Origin of the sequence: Agarivorans litoreus (genome assembly GCF_019649015.1) — a bacterium.
GTDB lineage: Bacteria > Pseudomonadota > Gammaproteobacteria > Enterobacterales > Celerinatantimonadaceae > Agarivorans > Agarivorans litoreus.
The window spans coordinates 4,173,875-4,193,492 of sequence record NZ_BLPI01000001.1 but is presented as its reverse complement, the minus strand read 5'-3'; the positions used below and the strand labels follow the sequence as shown (position 1 = coordinate 4,193,492).

Sequence of the window (19,618 nt, the reverse complement as noted above, 5' to 3'; positions counted from 1 at the left end):
CTGCATTTTGACCAAACCAATAAATTTTCCAGCTAAATTCATAGAGCGCATTGAGAAAGATCTTCCAAGCGACTTGAGTTTAGCTGGCTTCAAAGCCATTTGTCACCTGCCGATGCGCAAAAGCATCAGAGTAAATACGCTTAAAATAAGCCTTGAGGCTTTTTTTAGCTTAGCCAAAACCAATCAATGGCAGCTTGAGCCCATACCTTGGTGCGAGACTGGCTTTTGGATTATCCGAGAAGATGAGAGCTTATCGCTTGGGAATACTGCGGAACATCAAGCAGGTTTGTTCTACATTCAAGAAGCCAGTTCTATGCTGCCAGTAAGCGCCCTATTTCACTGTTTTCAGGCCGAAGAAGACTGTTTGTTACTAGACGCCGCTTCTGCTCCAGGGTCTAAAACAACACAAATGGCAGCCATGCTTCAAGGTAAAGGTGCAATAGTTGCCAATGAGTTCTCTGCTAGCCGAGTTAAAGTGCTTAGTGCCAATTTGTTACGTTGTGGTGTAACTAATGCGGCTGTAACACACTTTAGTGCCGAGGTTTTTGGTACTTGGATGAGCGAGCAGTTTGATGCTATTTTGCTAGACGCTCCCTGCTCTGGTGAAGGTACCTTACGCAAAGATCCTCAAGCTCTAGATAATTGGAGTGAGCAGCATGTCGATGAAATTTCTCAGCTACAAAGCACGTTACTAGAAAGCGCGCTACAAGCCCTAAAGCCTAATGGCGTATTAATTTACTCAACCTGCACCTTAAATCAACAAGAAAACCAGCAAGTGATTAGTCGCATTGCGACCAAATACCCCAATAGTTTTTCTACTATTAATCTTGAGCAACTTTTTGAACACAGCCACAAAGCCATAACTAAAGAAGGCTATTTACACGTTTGGCCACAATACTATGATAGCGAGGGTTTCTTCGTTGCAGCACTACGCAAAACCGCTGCAACCATCGATACGCCAGCAATCAACAAACGAATAAAGCCGTTTGCTTATCAAACTGCGACTAAAAAGCAGCAAGCATCAATTGCGCAGCATTTTAAATCTCAGTTTGGAATGACGCTCCCTAGCGACTACAGCATATTTACCAAAGCTAATGATTACTGGTTACTTCCTAACAGCTTTTTGCGAGTAAAAGATGAAATGCGATTTGAACGTGTTGGCCTCAAATTAGCTGAAGAGTTTAAACATGGCTTTAGAACAAGCCACGATGCAATTACTGCTCTTGGACATTTAGTTGCAAAAAATTGTATTGAACTAGAGCCCGAACAAGCTCATCACTTTTATCAAGGCAAAGATATCGTCTATCCGAATAACAACAAAGGCGAAGTGGCTCTAAGCTACCAAGGTTATGTTATTGGTTTAGGTAAATGGGTAAGAAACAAGATTAAGAACTCCTACCCTAGAGAGTTAGTGAAAGACAAGGGGCTTGGCTAAGCTTGCAAAGCACGCAACTCGGTCTACACTTAACAGACTATTAGCGCAAGGCTCTTACACAGAGCCATTCCCCTACGCTCCGCTCAGGGACTAGAGTGGAGCCGTTTTTTTCAAGGCTTTGCCAAACTAAACAAATCAAAAAAGTTTTGGGTAGTTTGTTCTGCAACTTCCTCTAAACTAATGCCTTTTATTTTTGCTAAACACTCAGCTACCTGCCGAGTATAAGCAGGTTGGTTTTCTTCTCCCCTAAACGGGATCGGCGCTAAGTATGGGCTATCTGTTTCAACCAAGATCCTATCTAAGGGAATTTGTTTAAAGGTTTGCTGCAACTCTTTAGCCGAGTTAAAGCTAATGATCCCTGAAGCTGATATATAAAAGCCCATTTCGATGGCTGCCTCTGCCATCTCTAAACTTTCAGTAAAGCAATGAAGTACCCCTTTACATTGCTCCGCCTTATGCTCCGACAGTAAGCGCAAAGTATCTTCTCGGGCATCTCGGGTATGAATAATCAATGGTTTGTTATGTTTAACAGCTAACTTTATCTGCTCAATAAAGACTCTCTGCTGTAACTCTTTATGTTCTTTCGCATAAAAATAATCCAAACCTGTTTCACCTACAGCAACAACTTTTGGGTGAGCCAGGTAAGATTCCATATTTTCAAGGTCAAACTCTTGGTCTTGAACATAAAGTGGATGCATACCACAAGAGGCGAACACTTGATCAAAGTGTTGCACTTTCTCCATCATGCTCGGAAACTTGTCAGGTGATATAGCCACAGCAAGGCAATAATCTACACCAGCATCTTTGGCTTTAGCTAAAGCATCCGCTACGTTTACATGCTTACCTTGATAATCAAGTCTGTCCAAATGGCAATGTGAATCTACTAACACGCGCGTTAATCCTTAAATCGTGTAAACAGCGGGTAAAGCTGTTGGCCAACATTTAGGCCCGGATATTCTTCTATCTGTTTGAGCAAATCGAGCCAGTCTTGATAGGCCAGTTCAATAGTTTTGTCTTTAATTCTAACAACAGCAAACTGGGGGAAGTCATCTTTGTTAGCCAGCCCTTTAGCTAAACTAAAGGATAAGGTTAAGCAATGGCCTAGCCATTGTAAGTACAAAGGCTGCTTGTGAACTAAATCAGCCAGTTTATTAGCTTTAGCTTGCACCATTAATTGATATTGATGGATAAACTGTTCTAGCTGAGTAAACTGCTGTTCGCGATAAAACTCTTTGATTTGTAAGGGAGAACCGTTACAGAAACGATAAATTAGAGCAAAGTTTTCGTCTACCCTGAGCTTTTGTTTTACCAACCATTGCTTCACCCAGCTTTGCTCTGGTGTGGCGATATTTAAAACTTGGCATCGACTCATTATTGTTGGCATTGCTTTAAACGGCAAATGGTTAACCAAGATAAAGTGTGTATCTGCCACGGGTTCTTCTAAGGTTTTTAACAAAGCATTGTTTGATGCCGTATTTAGCGCGCCGATATCGCTTATGATCGCCACTTTTGAAGAACCAAAACTACTAGTCTGGTTTGCCCACAAACTTAAAGCACGAATATCATCTACTTTAGGCTTTTCTTGTTCTAGCAAAAACAAACTGCCATGAGCGCCAGACTCTACTAGCTGGCAACTATGGCACTGATTACAAGCTTGATGTTTTTGCTCGCTACATAAAATAGTTTTAGCAACAAACTTTGCTAGCTGCAGCTTACCTAAACCTTTTTCTCCACGAAGCAGCAGGCTTTGCGGAAAGCTATCTTCACTTAATTGATGTGATAATTGTTTCCATGCCTTGCTTAACCAAGGAGAACTCATAGTAAATACCGTTACAGTGTATTTAGGTAATTATTTAATGCAGCCTGAATATCACTAGCTACTTTGTCTATGCTTTGGCTTGCATCGATTTTCACGATATTTTCATTAGCCTCTGCTTGCGCAAGATAAACCTCTCTACTTCTTTCAAAAAAGCTTAAAGCTTGCTGCTCTATTCTGTCTAACTCGCCGCGATCACGTGCTCGGCTTAGCCCTAATCCAGGTTCAATATCCAAGTATAAGGTTAAATCAGGTTCAAAACTTCCAATAGCAATCTGTTTAATCGCTTGTAGTTTATCTACACCTAACTCTCTGCCACCACCTTGATAAGCTTGTGAGCTTAAATCGTGGCGGTCACCTACCACCCATTTGCCTTCACTTAAAGCGGGTTTAATACGTGTTTCCACCAATTGAGCGCGCGCCGCATACATGAGTAACAACTCAGTGCTATCGCAAACCTGCTCACCATCAACACCTTGTTTTACTATCGTTCGTAAAGACTCAGCAATCGGCGTACCGCCGGGCTCACGAGTATTTATGTACTCTATACCTTGTTGCTCTAACAAAGTTTGGATCGCGGCAACTGCGGTACTTTTTCCAGCACCCTCTAAGCCTTCAATAACTACAAATTTTCCACGCGTCATAATAACTATTTCTTAAGTATGTATTTTCTAACTGCGCGATTATGCTCAGCTAAGTTTTTAGAAAAATAATGTTCACCACCACCCTTAGCGACAAAATAATAATAATTAGATTGCTCAGGGTTTAGCGCAGCGATAATGGCATCTTCACTAGCCATAGCGATGGGTGTTGGCGGAAGAGCTCGAATAACATAGGTATTGTATGGCGTAGCTTCGCGTAGATCTTTACGGCGAATATTTCCATCATACCGCTCTCCCATACCGTAAATTACAGTAGGGTCAGTTTGCAGACGCATCCCCTTATTAAGGCGATTTACAAATACCGAAGCGATCCGAGGCCGTTCAAACTTAGCACCGGTTTCTTTTTCGATAATTGACGCGAGAATTAGCGCTTCATAAGGTGTTTTTAGTGGAACATCTTGATTACGTTTATCCCATTGCTCGGCAACTACTTTGTCTAATGCAAGCTTGGCGCGCTTGATGATGTTTTCTGCAGGCGTATTGTGAACAAAAAAGTAAGTTTCTGGTAGCAACAGTCCTTCTAACTTACTTTGCTCAACTTCAAGCCACTCAATTAACTCTTGCTCATTCTTAGTGCTAGGTTTAATCCCGTCAGTTTGGTTAAGCTTTTGCCAAAACTGGGCAAAGGTCTCACCTTCAATTAGGCTAACTTTAAACTGAACGACTTTTCCGCTCGCTAATATTTGGCTTAGTTGGGCATAACTAAGCTGCTCATCTAACTGATATAAGCCCTTTTTAATTTGACTGTGGTGAGGATGAAGTTTGAACCAAACTCGCAACCACCATGCATCTTGGTCTGCGTTAGCAAATACCTTGTTGGCTACACGATAAATGTTAGTTCCCGAGCCTACCGACACTTGTTGAACTTCGGTTGCACGCGGCAATTGCCATTGTTCAACTAAGTAATTATCAAACCACTTATATGAAAGGAAACCAGCAATTAAACAAAAACCAATAAAACCAAGTACTACCTTACGAAGCATTTTTCACCAAATTTTGGAACCAACGACAAACAGGAAAGCGCTCGTAATTGCGCTCATTAAAAGTATTAACTGGGGCAAACTGCAATACCGAGTTACTTACAAATATTTCATCAGCAGCGAATACATCTTCAATTTTAAACTTACCTAATTGGATTTGATAAGGAGAATGTTTCACGTTGTCTAGCAAAAACTGGCGTTGCACACCGGCAACCCCCGCCCCCTCCAGATCACTTGTATAAATCACTTTATCTTTAACCCAGAACAAGTTAGATGCAACACCCTCAACCACCTGATCAAAAATATCACAACAAACCAAGTCGCCAACCCCGCTTGAGTCAGCCTCTCTTTTTAATAGCACTTGCTCTAAACGATTTAAGGTTTTAATTGATGAAAATGCACTACCACTTGCCAAACGTTGCTTGGCAATACCAAGTGTTATTCCACTAGCTCTAAAGTTTACATAGCTTTGCGGGAACTCAGAAATAGACATAAATACGCTTGGTTTAACACAATCTGGCAAGCCATAACCTCGGCCACCTTCTCCGCGAGTAATAGTGACTTTTACTACGGCATTATTCGCTTTAGAAGCGTGCTTATCGGCATCTTTTTTAATCGTAGCAAAATCAAGAGCAGGAAAGCCAAGCTGTTGTCGAGCGCGTTGTAAACGTTTTAGATGGTAATCCCAAAGCGTCAACTTTCCAGACTGCACCAGCATGGTTGTGAAAAAACCATCGCCGTAGTTTAAGCCTCGATCAAGCGTTGATAAATTAGCGTCTAGCAAACTCAACAATCCTAGATATAAAAAAGCCTGATGATAACATCAGGCTTCAATTAGCTATAGCGCAATACGCAGATTAGGCATCAATTTTCTTGAATACCAGAGATCCGTTAGTACCACCAAAACCAAATGAATTCGACAATGCGTAATCAATTTTAGTTTCACGCGCTTTGCCCACTACATAATCTAAATCACAACCTTCACTCGGGTTTTCCAAGTTAATGGTTGGAGGAGCAATTTGGTCGCGAATAGCCAAAATAGACACAATCGCTTCAACGGCGCCAGCCGCGCCTAAAAGGTGACCTGTCATAGATTTTGTTGAGCTAACCAATACTTGTTTAGCATGTTCGCCAAATACTGACTTAACCGCTTGAGTCTCGGCAACGTCGCCTGCTGGTGTTGAAGTGCCGTGAGCATTGATGTAGTCAATTTCTGATGCATCGATACCTGCATCTTTAATAGCAGCAGCCATAGAACGAGCGGCACCATCACCGTCGGCTGGAGGCGACGTCATGTGGTAAGCATCACCACTCATACCAAATCCAACCAGCTCAGCGTAAATTTTGGCACCACGCGCCTTAGCGGATTCGTACTCTTCTAGTACAACAACACCGGCACCATCGCCTAATACAAAACCATCACGGTCTTGATCCCAAGGTCGGCTAGCTTTAGTCGGGTCATCGTTACGAGTAGATAGTGCTTTTGCTGCGCCAAAACCACCCATACCTAAATGCGTAGAGGCTTTTTCAGCACCACCAGCTAACATTACAGTAGCGTCGCCGTAGGCAATCATACGCGCAGCAAGGCCAATAGCATGAGCACCAGTAGTACAGGCAGTAGTAACAGCGATGTTAGGGCCCTTTAGACCTTTCATTATTGAAAGGTGGCCAGCGACCATGTTGATAATGGTTGATGGCACAAAAAACGGACTGATTTTACGTGGTCCATTCTTTAAATAATTTTCGTGATTCTGTTCAATTAAGCCAAGACCGCCAATGCCTGAGCCAATTGACACCCCAATGCTATCAGCATTTTCCTCGGTAACTTCAATACCAGCATCATCAAAAGCCATTAGGCCAGCTGCAATTCCGTATTGAATAAACGCATCCATTTTGCGCGCGTCTTTTTTACTCATGAACTCTTCTACATTGAAGTCTTTAACCAAACCGGCAAAACGGGTTGGGAAAGCTTCGGTATCAAAGTGTTCGATAGGGCCAATGCCACTTTGACCAGCTTTAAGGGCTTGCCAAGTTAATTCAGCGGTATTACCTACTGGTGATAGTGCACCAATACCAGTAACAACGACTCTACGCTTAGTCACTGAAATGCCTCCAAGGGGGGATTTACTTATCTTAGGGGGATGCAAAATGGGCGACTGATGCCGCCCACTTTTTTATTAATCTTGATTATTTAGAACGTAATCAATTGCAGCTTGAACAGTAGTGATTTTCTCAGCTTCTTCATCAGGGATTTCAGTATCGAATTCTTCTTCTAAAGCCATAACCAATTCAACTGTATCCAAAGAGTCAGCACCTAAGTCGTCAACGAATGAAGCTTCGTTTTTAACTTCGTCTTCGCTTACACCTAGTTGCTCGATGATGATTTTTTTAACACGTTCTTCAATTGCACTCATGACAATATTTTTCCTTAGTAAATACGCTTCTGCGTTGTTGCGATAGTGTATTCAAACCGAATTACTTTGCAAGTCTAACCGTAGTGGTCTAACCACGTTTTTCGTAGTTATTTTTGTAAAAAACTTGCGATCTATCAATTTTTTGCACATTTTTTAAGCCGCTGCTTAAACCATGTACATCCCGCCATTAACGTGAATAGTTTCACCAGTAATATAGGCAGCATCGTCGCTTGCTAAAAAAGCAACCGTTTTGGCGATTTCTTCAGCATCACCTAAACGCGCCATAGGCACCTGCGACAAGATAGCACCACGCTGATTATCGTCAAGTGCTCGCGTCATATCTGTTTCAATAAAACCAGGAGCAATCGCATTAACTGTGATCCCACGAGAAGCGACTTCGCGCGCTAATGAGCGAGTAAAACCTAATACGCCTGCTTTGGCAGCAGAATAGTTAGCTTGGCCTGCGTTGCCCATGGTGCCAACAACCGAACCTATACTAATAATACGACCATTGCGCTTTTTCATCATTGCACGCAATACCGCTTTGCTTAAACGGAAAATAGACGTAAGGTTAGTATTGATAATATCTTCCCACTCGTCGTCTTTCATACGCATTAATAAGTTGTCACGGGTAATACCGGCATTGTTCACAAGAATATCGATATCGCCATATTTAGCTTTGATATCAGCAAACAGCTGAGCAATTGAATCGCTAGACGTTACGTCTAAAGCTAAACCAGTACCATTTTCGCCTAAATAGGCAGCAATGGCTTCGGCGCCCTTCTCTGAAGTAGCAGTTCCAATAACGGTGGCGCCGCGAGCAACTAAAGTTTCAGCCGTTGCACGACCAATACCACGGCTTGCGCCAGTTACTAAGGCAACCTTACCTTGTAGAGACATTGAAAATTCCTCGTTACTTATTATCTAAAGCAGTTTTTATAGAAGTTGTATCATTAATTGCTGCTGCAACTAATGGCTTGTGGATCCGCTTAACTAAGCCACTAAGTACTTTACCTGGGCCGCACTCATAAACGGTTTCAATACCGCGAGTGGCCATTGCTTCAACGGTTTCAGTCCAACGTACTGGGCTATAAAGCTGCTTAATTAGTGCAAGCTTAATTGCTTTAGCATCTCGTTCGATTGCTACGTCTACGTTATTAATAACATCGAATTTTGGCTCAGAAAAAGAGATACCCTCAATGTAACCCGCTAATTCGTCGGCTGCTGGTTGCATCAAAGCACAGTGGGAAGGCACACTTACTGGCAATGGTAAGGCTCGCTTAGCACCTGCTTCTTTACACAATACGTTAGCTCGGTCTACCGCTTCTTTATGGCCCGCGATAACCACTTGACCAGGTGAGTTAAAGTTAACCGCTGTTACAACTTGGTCTTGAGCAGCTTTTTCACAAGCGTCAATGATTTCTTGATTACCTAAACCAATGATTGCAGACATTGCCCCAACACCGGCTGGTACGGCTTTTTGCATTAACTGACCGCGATATTCTACTAGCTTAAGAGCATCAGCAAACTCTAACACTCCGGCACAAGTTAATGCTGAGTACTCGCCTAAACTGTGTCCCGCTAATACTGCTGGCGCGCTGCCACCTAGCTCATTCCATAAACGCCACAAAGCCACAGAGGCGGTTAGTAGCGCTGGTTGAGTACGACTGGTTTCATTCAACTCTTCAGCTGGGCCGTTGGCAACTAAACCGGCTAAATCATAACCTAGCACCTCAGAGGCTTGTTTAAAGGTATCAGCAACTACCGGATACTCACTAATAAGCTCGGCTAACATGCCAACGCTTTGTGAGCCTTGTCCTGGAAAAACAAATGCTAATTTACTCATCATCTATCCTAATAATTAAAATCTAACTAGGGCACTGCCCCACGCAAAACCACCACCAAATGCTTCTAGTAATACTAGCTGGCCTCGTTGAATACGCCCATCTGTTACAGCTTCGTCTAAAGCAATGGGTACGGAGGCAGCCGAAGTATTGCCATGTCTGTCTAAAGTAAGCACTACTTTATCGAGTGGCATAGCGAGCTTTTTGGCTGTAGCTTTAATGATTCTGAAATTAGCTTGGTGTGGCACTAACCAATCTAATTCTGTTTTTTCAATACTGTTTGCGGCTAAGGTTTCTGTAACAATTTCACTTAAACGAGTTACCGCAACTTTAAATACCTCATTTCCACTCATCGTCATGTAAGACTCCATTTCGGTGCCCGACATTCCACGTTGTGGATGAGGTAGTTTTAACAAATCGCCATAACGGCCATCTGCATGGATATGGGTAGACAAAATGCCTGGTTCTTCGCTAGCCCCTAATAGAACAGCTCCAGCACCATCACCAAATAAAATAATGGTTGAGCGGTCGTCCGGATCGCACATATGTGAAAGCTTATCAGCACCAATGACTAGTGCTTTTTGAACCAAGCCACTCTTTATGTACTGGTCGGCAACACTTAATGCATAAGTAAAGCCGGCGCAGGCCGCTGCAATATCAAAAGCAGGCACCCCCGGAAGCGCTAACTTTGCTTGAACCTCACAAGCAGCGGCAGGAAATGCATTCTCGCTTGAGGTTGTTGCTAGAATAATTAAGCCAATATCATTTTTGTCGATATCTGCTCTTTTAATCGCTAACTCAGCCGCAAATGCGCCCATATCAGCAACAGACTCGTTATTACCTGCAATACGGCGTTCTTTAATACCGGTACGATCAGTAATCCATTGATCACTGGTTTCTACCATTTTCTCAAGATCTGAGTTAGTTCTTACATTTGTTGGCAGATAACTACCTGTAGATAATATTTTTGAGTACATAAAAGACTTAATGCTTATCAATTAATAAAGATTCAAGTTTGTCGGTAATGCGACCTGGCACTTGCTGTTGTATCTCTGCGACGGCTTGGTGAATAGCTTGCAAAAATGCCTTTTCATCGGCATGCCCATGACTCTTAATTACAATGCCGCGCAATCCTAACAGACTCGCGCCATTATACTGGTCGGGGTTCAGTTGTTTTAGTTGAGATTTAAGACTCGGCAAAAACAGTTTGAGGATAAATCTAGCAAACCAGTTTACATCAAACTGTTTCTTTAGTTTTGCGAGTATAAGCTGGGAAACCCCTTCAGCAGTTTTAAGTGCAATATTGCCTACAAACCCATCACATACTATTACATCTGCTTTACCACTAAATAGTTGATTCCCCTCAACAAAGCCAATGTAATTAATCGCGCTTGAGTTTTCAAGAAGCTGCGCCGTTTGTTTTACTACATCATTGCCCTTTATTTGCTCTTCACCAATATTCAACAATGCAACACGAGGCTTAGATAAGCCCCACACACTTTCGGCTAAAGACGCTCCCATTACCGCAAACTGCATTAATACCTCTGAATCACAACTAGAGTTAGCGCCTAAATCCAGCAGCAAACTACCTTGGCCGTTTTCTTCAGGTAAATGAGTGACTAATGCAGGGCGTTCTATACCTGGCAATAGTTTAAGTACCACTTTAGCCATGGCCATAAGTGCACCAGTATTCCCTGCGCTCACACAGGCATCAGCTTGCTGTTGGTGAACTAAATCAAGGGCTAAGCGCATTGAAGATTGGCGTCTAGAACGCAATGCAGTAATAGGTTTATCGTTAGCGGAAACAACTTGGCTGGAATGAACAAACTCTAAGCGCGGATGCTGACAAATCTTATATTCTATTAACAGGGAGTTAATAAAGTTCTTGTCACCGATTAAGGTAACATGTAAATGAGGGTAATAGTTAAGTGCCTGCGCAACGGCAGGCACTGTAACATGGGGGCCAACGTCGCCCCCCATTGCATCAACTGCAATAGTAAGTTTTTGCAAAATGCAAAAATTTACTTGTTGATTACCTTGTTACCGCGGTAGTAACCGTCAGCAGTAACATGGTGACGACGGTGAAGCTCACCTGAAGTAGCGTCAGTTGTTAATGCAACATTGTTTTCGATAGCATCGTGTGAACGACGCATGCCACGTCTTGAACGTGTAACTTTACTTTTCTGAACAGCCATTGACCCAGTCTCCTAGTCTTTCTTTTTTAAACTTTGTAACACTGCAAACGGATTTGGTTTAGATTCTTCCTCTACAACGTCGATTTCACCAAATACTTGTTCGTTTTGCTGAACCTTACAATCCTCTAAAGAATGTTTAGGTATGATTGGCAACGCTAATAACAATTCGTCTTCAATCAATTCAGCTACTAAAAAGTAGTTGTCTTCATTTAGTTGCAGTGGTTCGTAATCTTCTGGTAACTCTTCCACTTGCGATTCATCGCAGACTGGCGAGTAAGTAAACTCAACATTAATAGCGTAACTAAAAGTTTCACTACAACGTTGGCACTCTAACTCCACCTCAGTTAACGCTTTGCCTTGAACGACAACTAAACCTTGCGGATCAGTTCCAAAGCGCAACCAGACGTCTACATCACTATTCACTTTCAAGGTTGCATCGCTAAAACGAGGCAATCGTTTGATCTCGAGGAAGCCCTCATAATCCAACTTTCGCTTAGCCGTCTTAAACGGGTCAATCTCTACTGGTAATTTCACTTTTTGCATAAGGCGCGCATAATATAGTTACACTCAGTGATAGTCAAAACAATTTGTGCTTTTTTCCTGCCTTTAAAGCATCGCTATCACTAAAGATTGCGTTTAAAATCAGCAGACTGTTAATTTTGGTTAAAAAACGATGAAAAATCGACTAATTCTTGCCTCAAGCTCTGCTTACAGAAAACAACTATTAGAAAAAGTTTGCTCTACATTTGATTGCTTTAATCCAGATATCGATGAATCACCAAAACCTAAAGAAACACCAGAGTTGTTGGTATTACGTTTAGCCGAGCAAAAAGCACTTGCAGGAAAAACACAGTTTCCCAAAAACCTGATTATAGGTTCTGATCAGGTGTGCTGCATAAACGGAGACATTGTTGGGAAACCCGGCAACCATCAAAATGCTGTGAAACAACTTAAAGCAGCAAGCGGACAAGCCATCACCTTTTATACAGGGCTAGCGCTATATAATAGTGAAACGCAACAAATGCAGAGTTTGGTAGACACCTTTGAAGTTGGCTTTAGAGATCTCTCCGACAGCCTCATTGAACGTTACCTGCAGATAGAACAACCTTATAACTGTGCTGGAAGCTTTAAAAGTGAAGGCTCTGGCATTGTGCTATTCAAGCACTTAAAAGGTGACGACCCGAACAGTTTGATTGGCCTTCCGTTAATAAAACTATGCCGGTTGTTAGAAAGCCAAGATTTTGAGTTGTTAAGCTAGCATACGTAAAAGGAGCTAAGCTCCTTTTATCTCAAACCCCACTATAAAGGATCAAGTTGATCACAAAAGTGCTGAAGACTTGGCTCCAACGGTGCGGTTAAATGCATTTCTTTTTGTGTGGCCGGGTGCTCAAAGCGAATTTGCCATGCGTGTAAAAACAAACGATTCAAACCTTTCGCTTCGGTAGCAGCCAATAGTTCTTTATCAGTATATTTATCATCACCCGCAATGCTATGACCTTCATAAAGGCTGTGCACACGAATTTGATGGGTTCTGCCAGTCACCGGACTTGCTTTCATCAGGGTCATGTCTGCATATCTGCGCTCTATTCGATAACGAGTAAGCGAGGGTTTACCTTCTGCTTGATCGACAACCACCATTCTTTCGCCTGACGACACAGCGTTTTTACGTAATGGAGCATCGACCGACCTCACCGATTTTGGCCATTGGCCATGTACCAAAGTTAGATAGTCTTTTTGAACAACCTTTTCTCTTAGCTGTCGGTGCATTTCACGCAAGGCGCTACGTTTTTTAGCGACAAGCAGTAGACCAGAAGTATCTCGGTCTATTCGGTGAACCAATTCCAGATAACGACAATCTTGACGCAACGAGCGCAGAGCTTCAATCACCCCAAAACTTAACCCACTACCACCATGCACGGCCATGCCAGAAGGTTTATTCAGAACTAACAAGCAGTCGTCTTCATAAACGATTTGCTGTTCTAGCTGAACAACCTGATTGAGCTTGTTCGACGGCAAACCGGTTTCTTCCGAAACTCTAATTGGCGGAATTCTCACAGCATCACCAGCTTGAACTTTATATTCTGGTTTAACTCGCTTTTTGTTAACCCTAACCTCCCCTTTGCGTAAAATGCGATAAATACGACTTTTAGGTACCCCTTTTAGCCGTTTTAGTAGGAAGTTATCTATTCTTTGTCCAGCCTCGTCGTCACTCACCGTGACCATCTGAACTGCTTTATTTTCGGTATTCATAGCAAAAATTGTAACATGCTCATAAATAATTTGATGGAAAAATATAGCTTTGCTATATTTGTAAGGCTTAAAGTGCCCGTTTTTAAAGGTTTTCCTTATTTGGCACCGTATTCGAAGCCCATTAATTTGTAAATTTTGGTGCTATCGAAACTAAGAATTTTCATAGCAACCTGATAGGCAATCACAATTATTTGCCTTAAATCAAAGCTATATAGAATAGATTGTAAAGTTCGGCAAGCTCAGTTTGCGGGACTCATATTTATACAAGCGCCAAAATGCGCCCTAAGGACTAGAGAAGCTAACCGAGAGGTTACCTAGACGCTCTTACATTAAACACAGGGTCTGGCCATTTAAGGCAGGTTAATTGCTGCCCATGAGGTTGTTTAAATCAAACAAACCCCAAGGCAACATAAATGAAAAGAATGTTAATTAATGCAATGCAGCTAGAAGAAATGCGCGTTGCATTGGTCGATGGCCAGAGGCTATACGATCTAGACATAGAAAGTCCTGGTCACGAACAGAAAAAAGCAAATATTTACAAAGGCAAAATTACTCGTGTAGAGCCTAGTTTAGAAGCTGCATTTGTTGACTACGGCGCAGAGCGTCACGGCTTCCTTCCAATGAAGGAAATCGCTCGCGAATACTTCCCAGAAGGCTACGTCTATCAAGGACGTCCAAGCATCAAAGAAGTGGTTAAAGAAGGTCAAGAAGTCATCGTTCAGATTGATAAAGAAGAACGTGGCAACAAAGGCGCCGCATTAACGACTTTCATCAGCTTAGCCGGTAGTTATTTAGTATTAATGCCAAACAACCCTCGTGCAGGCGGCATTTCTCGTCGTATCGAAGGCGATGAGCGCACACAGCTTAAAGAAGCGATGAATGGTCTAGAATTGCCTAGCGGCATGGGGCTAATCGTTCGTACAGCTGGCGTGGGTAAATCGGCTGAGGAGCTTCAGTGGGATTTAAAAGTACTACTTAATCACTGGGGTGCAATTACCGATGCAGCTGAGTCTAAGCCAGCACCTTTCCTTATCCACCAAGAAAGCAATGTAATTGTTCGTGCAATTCGTGATTATTTACGTCGCGATGTTGGCGAGATCCTCATCGATAATAAAACTATCTATGAGCAAGCTAAAAAGCACATCGAGCTGGTTCGTCCTGACTTCGTAAACCGTGTAAAACGTTACGAAGGCGAAGTACCGATGTTCAACCACTACCAAATCGAATCGCAAATTGAATCTGCTTTCCAACGCGAAGTTCGACTTCCATCGGGCGGTTCAATTGTTATCGATCCCACCGAGGCCTTAACCTCAATTGATATTAACTCTGCTCGCGCAACTAAGGGTGGAGACATTGAAGAAACAGCACTTCAAACCAACCTAGAAGCATCAGATGAGATAGCTCGTCAACTTCGCTTGCGAGACTTAGGTGGCCTAGTAGTTATCGACTTCATCGATATGACGCCGGTCAAAAACCAGCGCGAAGTAGAAAACCGTTTCCGAGAAGCGGTTCGCCAAGATCGCGCTCGCGTTCAGGTAGGGCGTATTTCTCGCTTTGGCTTACTAGAAATGTCTCGTCAACGCTTACGTCCATCACTTGGTGAGTCAAGCACCCATATTTGTCCGCGCTGTAGTGGCCAAGGAACCATTCGCGATAACGAGTCTTTAGCACTGTCGATCCTTCGCTTATTTGAAGAAGAAGCACTTAAAGAGAATACCTCTGAAGTTCATGCACAAGTTCCTGTGCCAGTAGCTGCTTACTTGCTTAACGAAAAGCGCGTAGCAATCAACAAACTTGAGAAACGTCATAACGTTCGATTAGTGATTATCCCTAATCAACACATGGAAACGCCGCACTATGATGTTACACGAGTGCGTAATGGTGAAGAAACCCAAGAGACTAGCTACCAATTAACTACAGAGAACCCATCTCCTGTTTATCAACCTAATCAAGTTGCGAAAGAAAAAATTGAAGCTGAACAGCCAGTACTGCAAGGCTTTAGTGCTCCTGCTGCGCCCAATGTTCCAGCCAAAGCCAACAAACCGGTTAAGAGTGCTGCAGAGCCTTCTTTAATCGCACGTATCGTTGCATTCTTTAGTGCAATGTTTGCAAGCGAAGAAAAACCGACACCAAAGAAACAAACACGCAGCAATAACAATCAGCGTGATAAACGTAATAATCGCCGCAATAATCAACGTAATGACAAGCGCAACGACAAGCGCCAAGATCGACCAGAGCGAAAAGAACGCGGAGATCGCAGCGAAGGTTCTAATAGCAACCGTCGCCGCAAAGATCAGCGTAACAAACCTGCTAGAGATAAAGTTGAAAATGAGACTACTCAAGAAACTAAGTCTCAAACCAAGCAACATGCTCCAAAAGAACAGCAAGTTAAAGAGCGTAGAGAACGTCGTAACTTGCGTAAAAAAGTAAGAGTAAAAGCTGAAAAAACCAACGAAGCGATAGCTGAACAAGCTGCAGAACAACCAGTTACTGAAAAGCCTGTAGCTAAAAAAGCAGAAGTAGCTTCGCCAAAAACTGAAGCTCCAGTAGCTAAAGCGAGCGATAGCTCAGAAGCTCCAAAGCCTAAGCGTCGTCGTCGCTCATCGAGCAGTGCGGGTCGTAAACGCTTTAATGATCTGCCAAAAGCAGAGACAAGTACTCAAGAAGCAGTTATCGACTCTCGCTATCCTGAAGCAGAAGTGAAAGCCGACGCTCCTGTAGTTGAAACTAAAGCTGAAGCACCTGTAGCTGAAACTAAAGCAGAAGCGCCTATAGTTGAAACTGTAGCTGAAACTAAAGCAGAAGCACCTGTAGCTGAAACTAAAGCAGAAGCACCCGTAGCTGAAACTAAACCAGAAGCGCCTGTAGCTGAAACTAAAGCAGAAGCACCTGTAGCTGAAACTAAAGCTGAAGCACCTGTAGCTGAAACTAAAGCAGAAGCGCCTATAGTTGAAACTGTAGCTGAAACTAAAGCAGAAGCACCTGTAGCTGAAACTAAAGCAGAAGCACCTGTCGCTGAAACTAAAGCAGAAGCACCCGTAGCTGAAACTAAATCAGAAGCACCTGTAGCTGAAACTAAATCAGAAGCACCTGTAGCTGAAACTAAAGCAGAAGCACCTGTAGCTGAAAACATTACGCTTGATCCGGTTAAAGCCGAAGTAAAACCTAAACGCAGTAATCGCGGTAAGCTAAAACCTAGCAAAGTTGTAGGTAAAGGTAATGCTTCAGCTGCTATGGCAAAACCAGCTCCTGTTGTTGCAGCACCTAGCCAACCAGAAGAAGTAGTAAAAAAACCTTATGTACGTAAACCTATTACTGTTGGTTCGCGCCGCGTTCAGTCAAGCAGTTCTAGTACTTCTGCACAAAGCCCTATGAGTAAACCAAACTAGAGCTTTAGCTTAAGATCAATAAAGGCCAGCGACATGCTGGCCTTTTCAATTTTCAACCCTAAACCACCTACTTCACTGCGGTTTTTATATTTGTTTAGATAGACCTCAATACCATACATTATTGGTGTTTACGCAAGACAGTTCCCAAACCTATGAGCGACTATTTATAGTGATTAACTCTTTATCCGCTCGACTATGCCATCGCTGGCTTGCTCTATCATTGCTAATACTTGCTTAAAGCCCTCTACACTGCCGTAATAGGGATCGGGCACTTCTTCCTGCTCCAGCCCACCAAAAGGTAAAATCAATGCCAACTTATGCGCATATTGTTCTGGACAGTGCTTATGTAAATAGCTTAGGTTTTTCTTATCGGATGCCAAAATCAAATCAAACTTAGTAAAGTCTTTAGCTAATACTTTGCGTGAGCGAATGCCTTTAAAGCTGTAGCCCTTTTCTTCAGCAATTCTTACTGCACGTGGATCGGGTTTATCACCTTTGTGATAATCCGTTGTGCCAGCTGAATCAACTTTGATCTTCAATTTTTGTTGTTTAAATTTAGCTCGCAGTACGGCTTCTGCAGTGGTTGAACGACAAATATTCCCCATACAAATAACCAGCACCGATTTAACACCGACAAGTTTTTTCACATATATCCCTTATAAAAAAGGCACCTAAAGTGCCTTTTACCATCTAGTTGAGGAAACCGCCTAGGCTATCTAGTAGCTTCTTGCTATCTTCATTGTCGCCCAAGGCTTTTTTAAGTTCCTTGTTAACCGCTTCTTTAGCTTGACCTTCAAACAATTTTTTCATGTCTAAGTTAACTTTAGGCTCAGTCCAGCTGCCCTTTACATTAATTGGAATATTCAATCCGGCAAGTTCATTTTTAGAACCTTGCCCCTCTAGGCTAGCAACAACTTTGGTAATAAAAGTGAAATCCAAGCTTTCATTAATCAAATGAGTTTGACCACTACCGTCGATGCGTAACAAAGGTGAGGACATTTGCATCTTATTTACCTTAGCTAAGGATTTACCTAAGGTTGAATTTATCACCAACTCACTAAAATCTGTTTTTTGCTCTTGCTGCGCTTGCTGCTTATCACCGCCCTTAATAGTAGCCTTAGCGGAGCGGATCATTTGCGGAATATTAACCCCATAGATAGCGCCGTCGGTAAACGTAGCGTTTATGGGACCAGATATCTTCTTTTTAATGGCAGTAGGCGTTAAACCAGTACCTTTAAGATCAAGCTCTACATTTAGCCCGCCTGCAACAAAATCAAAGTCTGCAGCGTCACTTAACAAGGGCCTCGCTTGAACACCATTTAATTTTGCAGTCATTGAGTAACTAGCCACTGGCTTTTGCCCGTTAATGACCGCGTTACTCTCTAACCGTCCATCGTACAAGTTAGCACTTAACTCTTTTAAACGTAGGATTCCGTCTTTAATCTGAACTTGTTGTTTGATGTCCTCTATGTGGAGTTTCTGATGTTGTAATTTATCTATTGTTAGAGTGCCGTCTAAATTGAGCGTTTTCAAAACGGTTAAATCAGGCTCTTGTTCTTGGCCAGGCGCTTCACTTGACGAATTTGCATCATCAGTTGTATTGCTACTTGCAGACGACTCACTAATAAAGTTGGAGGTATCGAGTAATGGAATATTTAAATCAAATTTGATACTAGGTATGTTATTTAGTACTACGCTGCTGGTACCTACTAATTGCGTTTTGCCATCAATATCTACTGCCAGTTTAGAAAGCTCTGCTGTTTTGCTTGCTACTGTGTAAGACAGCGCTAAATCAGTTTGAACATTCATTGCACCATTTGGAATAGCGCTGCCTTGTAAGTTCAAGCCATTACTAACATCGCTTAAGGCAATTCGACTAAAGTCTTCGGCTATGAATAGCAAACCTGTTGCCTGTTGCTCTACCAACATTTCGCCATCATCAAACTTTAATGAAAGGCTAAAACCGTTATCTTGACCTAGTTCTAAACCGTCTAAAGTAAAGTTAACAGGACCTAACTTTTGAGTTTTATTTAGCGCTAAATCGATGAGTTCAACATTAGCATCAACAATTTCGATACCAGCTAATCGAACGTTCCACCCAGCAGCGGATGTACCAGACGACTCTTCTGTACTTTTAGGTTCGCTTGAAGCTGATTCGGTTTCTTTAGACTGGCTTAAGTCGTCAAAACTGGTTGTTCCATCCGCTTTAGTTTGGTGGCGTAAGGTCAAACCTCGAACTGAGATATCCCCCACTTCAATGCTTTTACTAAACAAAGGCATCAAGGCCACTGACATTTCAGCTCCTGCGATACTAACAGTATCCCCGTCACCAAAGTCAGGGTTGTCACGCAGGCGCAAGCTACCAAGTTCAAAGCCAATACTAGGGAAAAAGCGCCAAGCTAAATCCCCATCAATCACTAATTCTCTTCCGGTTGATTCTTTGGTTTTCTCTACCAAAAGCGCTTTAATATCATCGGTATTTACCATTGATACCGCAACGACAACACCGACAACCAATAAAACAATCAGGGCTGCGACAACATAGAGCAACTTTTTCATAATCTTCCCTATTTACAAAGCTGTTGAGTAAGTATGTGCTTAATTATTAATGATAATTTAAAACTTATATTTCT

19 protein-coding genes are annotated in these 19,618 nt (G+C 42.5%); 3 read left to right on the top strand and 16 right to left on the bottom strand.

Annotation, left to right across the window (positions count from 1 at the left end; genetic code table 11):
• Nucleotides 1–7: 7 nt before the first annotated feature.
• A complete protein-coding gene (gene rsmF / locus K5L93_RS19290; protein ID WP_220721285.1) occupies nucleotides 8–1,435 on the top strand; it encodes a 16S rRNA (cytosine(1407)-C(5))-methyltransferase RsmF in 1,428 nt (475 codons plus the stop codon).
• Between the two features lie 110 nt (nucleotides 1,436–1,545).
• Here the strand turns inward: rsmF and K5L93_RS19285 are convergent, their stop codons facing one another.
• The 13 genes from K5L93_RS19285 to yceD all read right to left on the bottom strand — a co-directional run bounded on the left by K5L93_RS19285 (nucleotide 1,546) and on the right by yceD (nucleotide 11,889).
• Nucleotides 1,546–2,325 (bottom strand): TatD family hydrolase, encoded by a 780-nt coding sequence (locus tag K5L93_RS19285; RefSeq protein ID WP_220721284.1) that lies wholly within the window; start codon nucleotides 2,323–2,325, stop codon nucleotides 1,546–1,548.
• A 5-nt stretch (nucleotides 2,326–2,330) separates the two neighbouring features.
• The gene (locus K5L93_RS19280; RefSeq protein WP_220721283.1) at nucleotides 2,331–3,254 is read right to left on the bottom strand and encodes a DNA polymerase III delta subunit-related protein; all 924 of its coding nucleotides are present in this window, start codon (nucleotides 3,252–3,254) and stop codon (nucleotides 2,331–2,333) included.
• A gap of 11 nt (nucleotides 3,255–3,265) precedes the next feature.
• Entirely contained in the window at nucleotides 3,266–3,895 is a 630-nt protein-coding gene (gene tmk / locus K5L93_RS19275) for a dTMP kinase (RefSeq protein ID WP_220721282.1), read from the bottom strand.
• Between the two features lie 5 nt (nucleotides 3,896–3,900).
• Nucleotides 3,901–4,896 carry an endolytic transglycosylase MltG gene (gene mltG / locus K5L93_RS19270; protein WP_220721281.1) on the bottom strand — a complete coding sequence of 332 codons (996 nt, stop codon included), beginning with the start codon at nucleotides 4,894–4,896 and terminating at the stop codon, nucleotides 3,901–3,903.
• Nucleotides 4,886–5,677 carry an aminodeoxychorismate lyase gene (gene pabC, locus K5L93_RS19265; protein WP_220721280.1) on the bottom strand — a complete coding sequence of 264 codons (792 nt, stop codon included), beginning with the start codon at nucleotides 5,675–5,677 and terminating at the stop codon, nucleotides 4,886–4,888. Before pabC ends, mltG begins: the two co-directional genes overlap by 11 nt.
• A 73-nt stretch (nucleotides 5,678–5,750) precedes the next feature.
• Complete coding sequence (fabF, locus tag K5L93_RS19260) at nucleotides 5,751–6,995, bottom strand: beta-ketoacyl-ACP synthase II (RefSeq protein WP_220721279.1); 1,245 nt, start codon at nucleotides 6,993–6,995, stop codon at nucleotides 5,751–5,753.
• A 75-nt stretch (nucleotides 6,996–7,070) separates the two neighbouring features.
• A complete protein-coding gene (acpP, locus tag K5L93_RS19255; protein ID WP_016403339.1) occupies nucleotides 7,071–7,307 on the bottom strand; it encodes an acyl carrier protein in 237 nt (78 codons plus the stop codon).
• Nucleotides 7,308–7,472: 165 nt separating this feature from the next.
• Nucleotides 7,473–8,207: a 3-oxoacyl-ACP reductase FabG gene (gene fabG, locus K5L93_RS19250; protein WP_016403340.1), complete on the bottom strand. Its 735-nt coding sequence runs from the start codon at nucleotides 8,205–8,207 to the stop codon at nucleotides 7,473–7,475.
• Between the two features lie 13 nt (nucleotides 8,208–8,220).
• Nucleotides 8,221–9,153, bottom strand: coding sequence for an ACP S-malonyltransferase (fabD, locus tag K5L93_RS19245; protein ID WP_016403341.1), 933 nt, complete (start codon nucleotides 9,151–9,153; stop codon nucleotides 8,221–8,223).
• A 15-nt stretch (nucleotides 9,154–9,168) separates the two neighbouring features.
• Nucleotides 9,169–10,128 carry a beta-ketoacyl-ACP synthase III gene (locus K5L93_RS19240; RefSeq protein WP_220721278.1) on the bottom strand — a complete coding sequence of 320 codons (960 nt, stop codon included), beginning with the start codon at nucleotides 10,126–10,128 and terminating at the stop codon, nucleotides 9,169–9,171.
• A gap of 7 nt (nucleotides 10,129–10,135) precedes the next feature.
• Nucleotides 10,136–11,161 carry a phosphate acyltransferase PlsX gene (gene plsX / locus K5L93_RS19235; RefSeq protein WP_220721277.1) on the bottom strand — a complete coding sequence of 342 codons (1,026 nt, stop codon included), beginning with the start codon at nucleotides 11,159–11,161 and terminating at the stop codon, nucleotides 10,136–10,138.
• Nucleotides 11,162–11,172: 11 nt separating this feature from the next.
• On the bottom strand, nucleotides 11,173–11,346 hold the full coding sequence (gene rpmF, locus K5L93_RS19230) for a 50S ribosomal protein L32 (protein ID WP_016403344.1): 174 nt from the start codon (nucleotides 11,344–11,346) through the stop codon (nucleotides 11,173–11,175).
• Between the two features lie 12 nt (nucleotides 11,347–11,358).
• Nucleotides 11,359–11,889 (bottom strand): 23S rRNA accumulation protein YceD, encoded by a 531-nt coding sequence (gene yceD, locus K5L93_RS19225; protein ID WP_016403345.1) that lies wholly within the window; start codon nucleotides 11,887–11,889, stop codon nucleotides 11,359–11,361.
• Between the two features lie 130 nt (nucleotides 11,890–12,019).
• Here yceD and K5L93_RS19220 point away from each other — a divergent pair, with 130 nt between their 5' ends.
• Complete coding sequence (locus K5L93_RS19220; RefSeq protein WP_220721276.1) at nucleotides 12,020–12,604, top strand: Maf family protein; 585 nt, start codon at nucleotides 12,020–12,022, stop codon at nucleotides 12,602–12,604.
• Between the two features lie 41 nt (nucleotides 12,605–12,645).
• Here the strand turns inward: K5L93_RS19220 and rluC are convergent, their stop codons facing one another.
• A complete protein-coding gene (gene rluC / locus K5L93_RS19215; RefSeq protein WP_220721275.1) occupies nucleotides 12,646–13,596 on the bottom strand; it encodes a 23S rRNA pseudouridine(955/2504/2580) synthase RluC in 951 nt (316 codons plus the stop codon).
• Between the two features lie 413 nt (nucleotides 13,597–14,009).
• Here rluC and rne point away from each other — a divergent pair, with 413 nt between their 5' ends.
• The gene (rne, locus tag K5L93_RS19210; RefSeq protein ID WP_220721274.1) at nucleotides 14,010–16,985 is read left to right on the top strand and encodes a ribonuclease E; all 2,976 of its coding nucleotides are present in this window, start codon (nucleotides 14,010–14,012) and stop codon (nucleotides 16,983–16,985) included.
• A gap of 173 nt (nucleotides 16,986–17,158) precedes the next feature.
• Here the strand turns inward: rne and K5L93_RS19205 are convergent, their stop codons facing one another.
• Nucleotides 17,159–17,632, bottom strand: a complete 474-nt coding sequence (locus K5L93_RS19205; RefSeq protein ID WP_281422588.1) for a low molecular weight protein-tyrosine-phosphatase — start codon at nucleotides 17,630–17,632, stop codon at nucleotides 17,159–17,161.
• A 43-nt stretch (nucleotides 17,633–17,675) separates the two neighbouring features.
• Nucleotides 17,676–19,544, bottom strand: coding sequence for an AsmA family protein (locus K5L93_RS19200; protein ID WP_220721273.1), 1,869 nt, complete (start codon nucleotides 19,542–19,544; stop codon nucleotides 17,676–17,678).
• Between the last annotated feature and the right edge of the window lie 74 nt (nucleotides 19,545–19,618).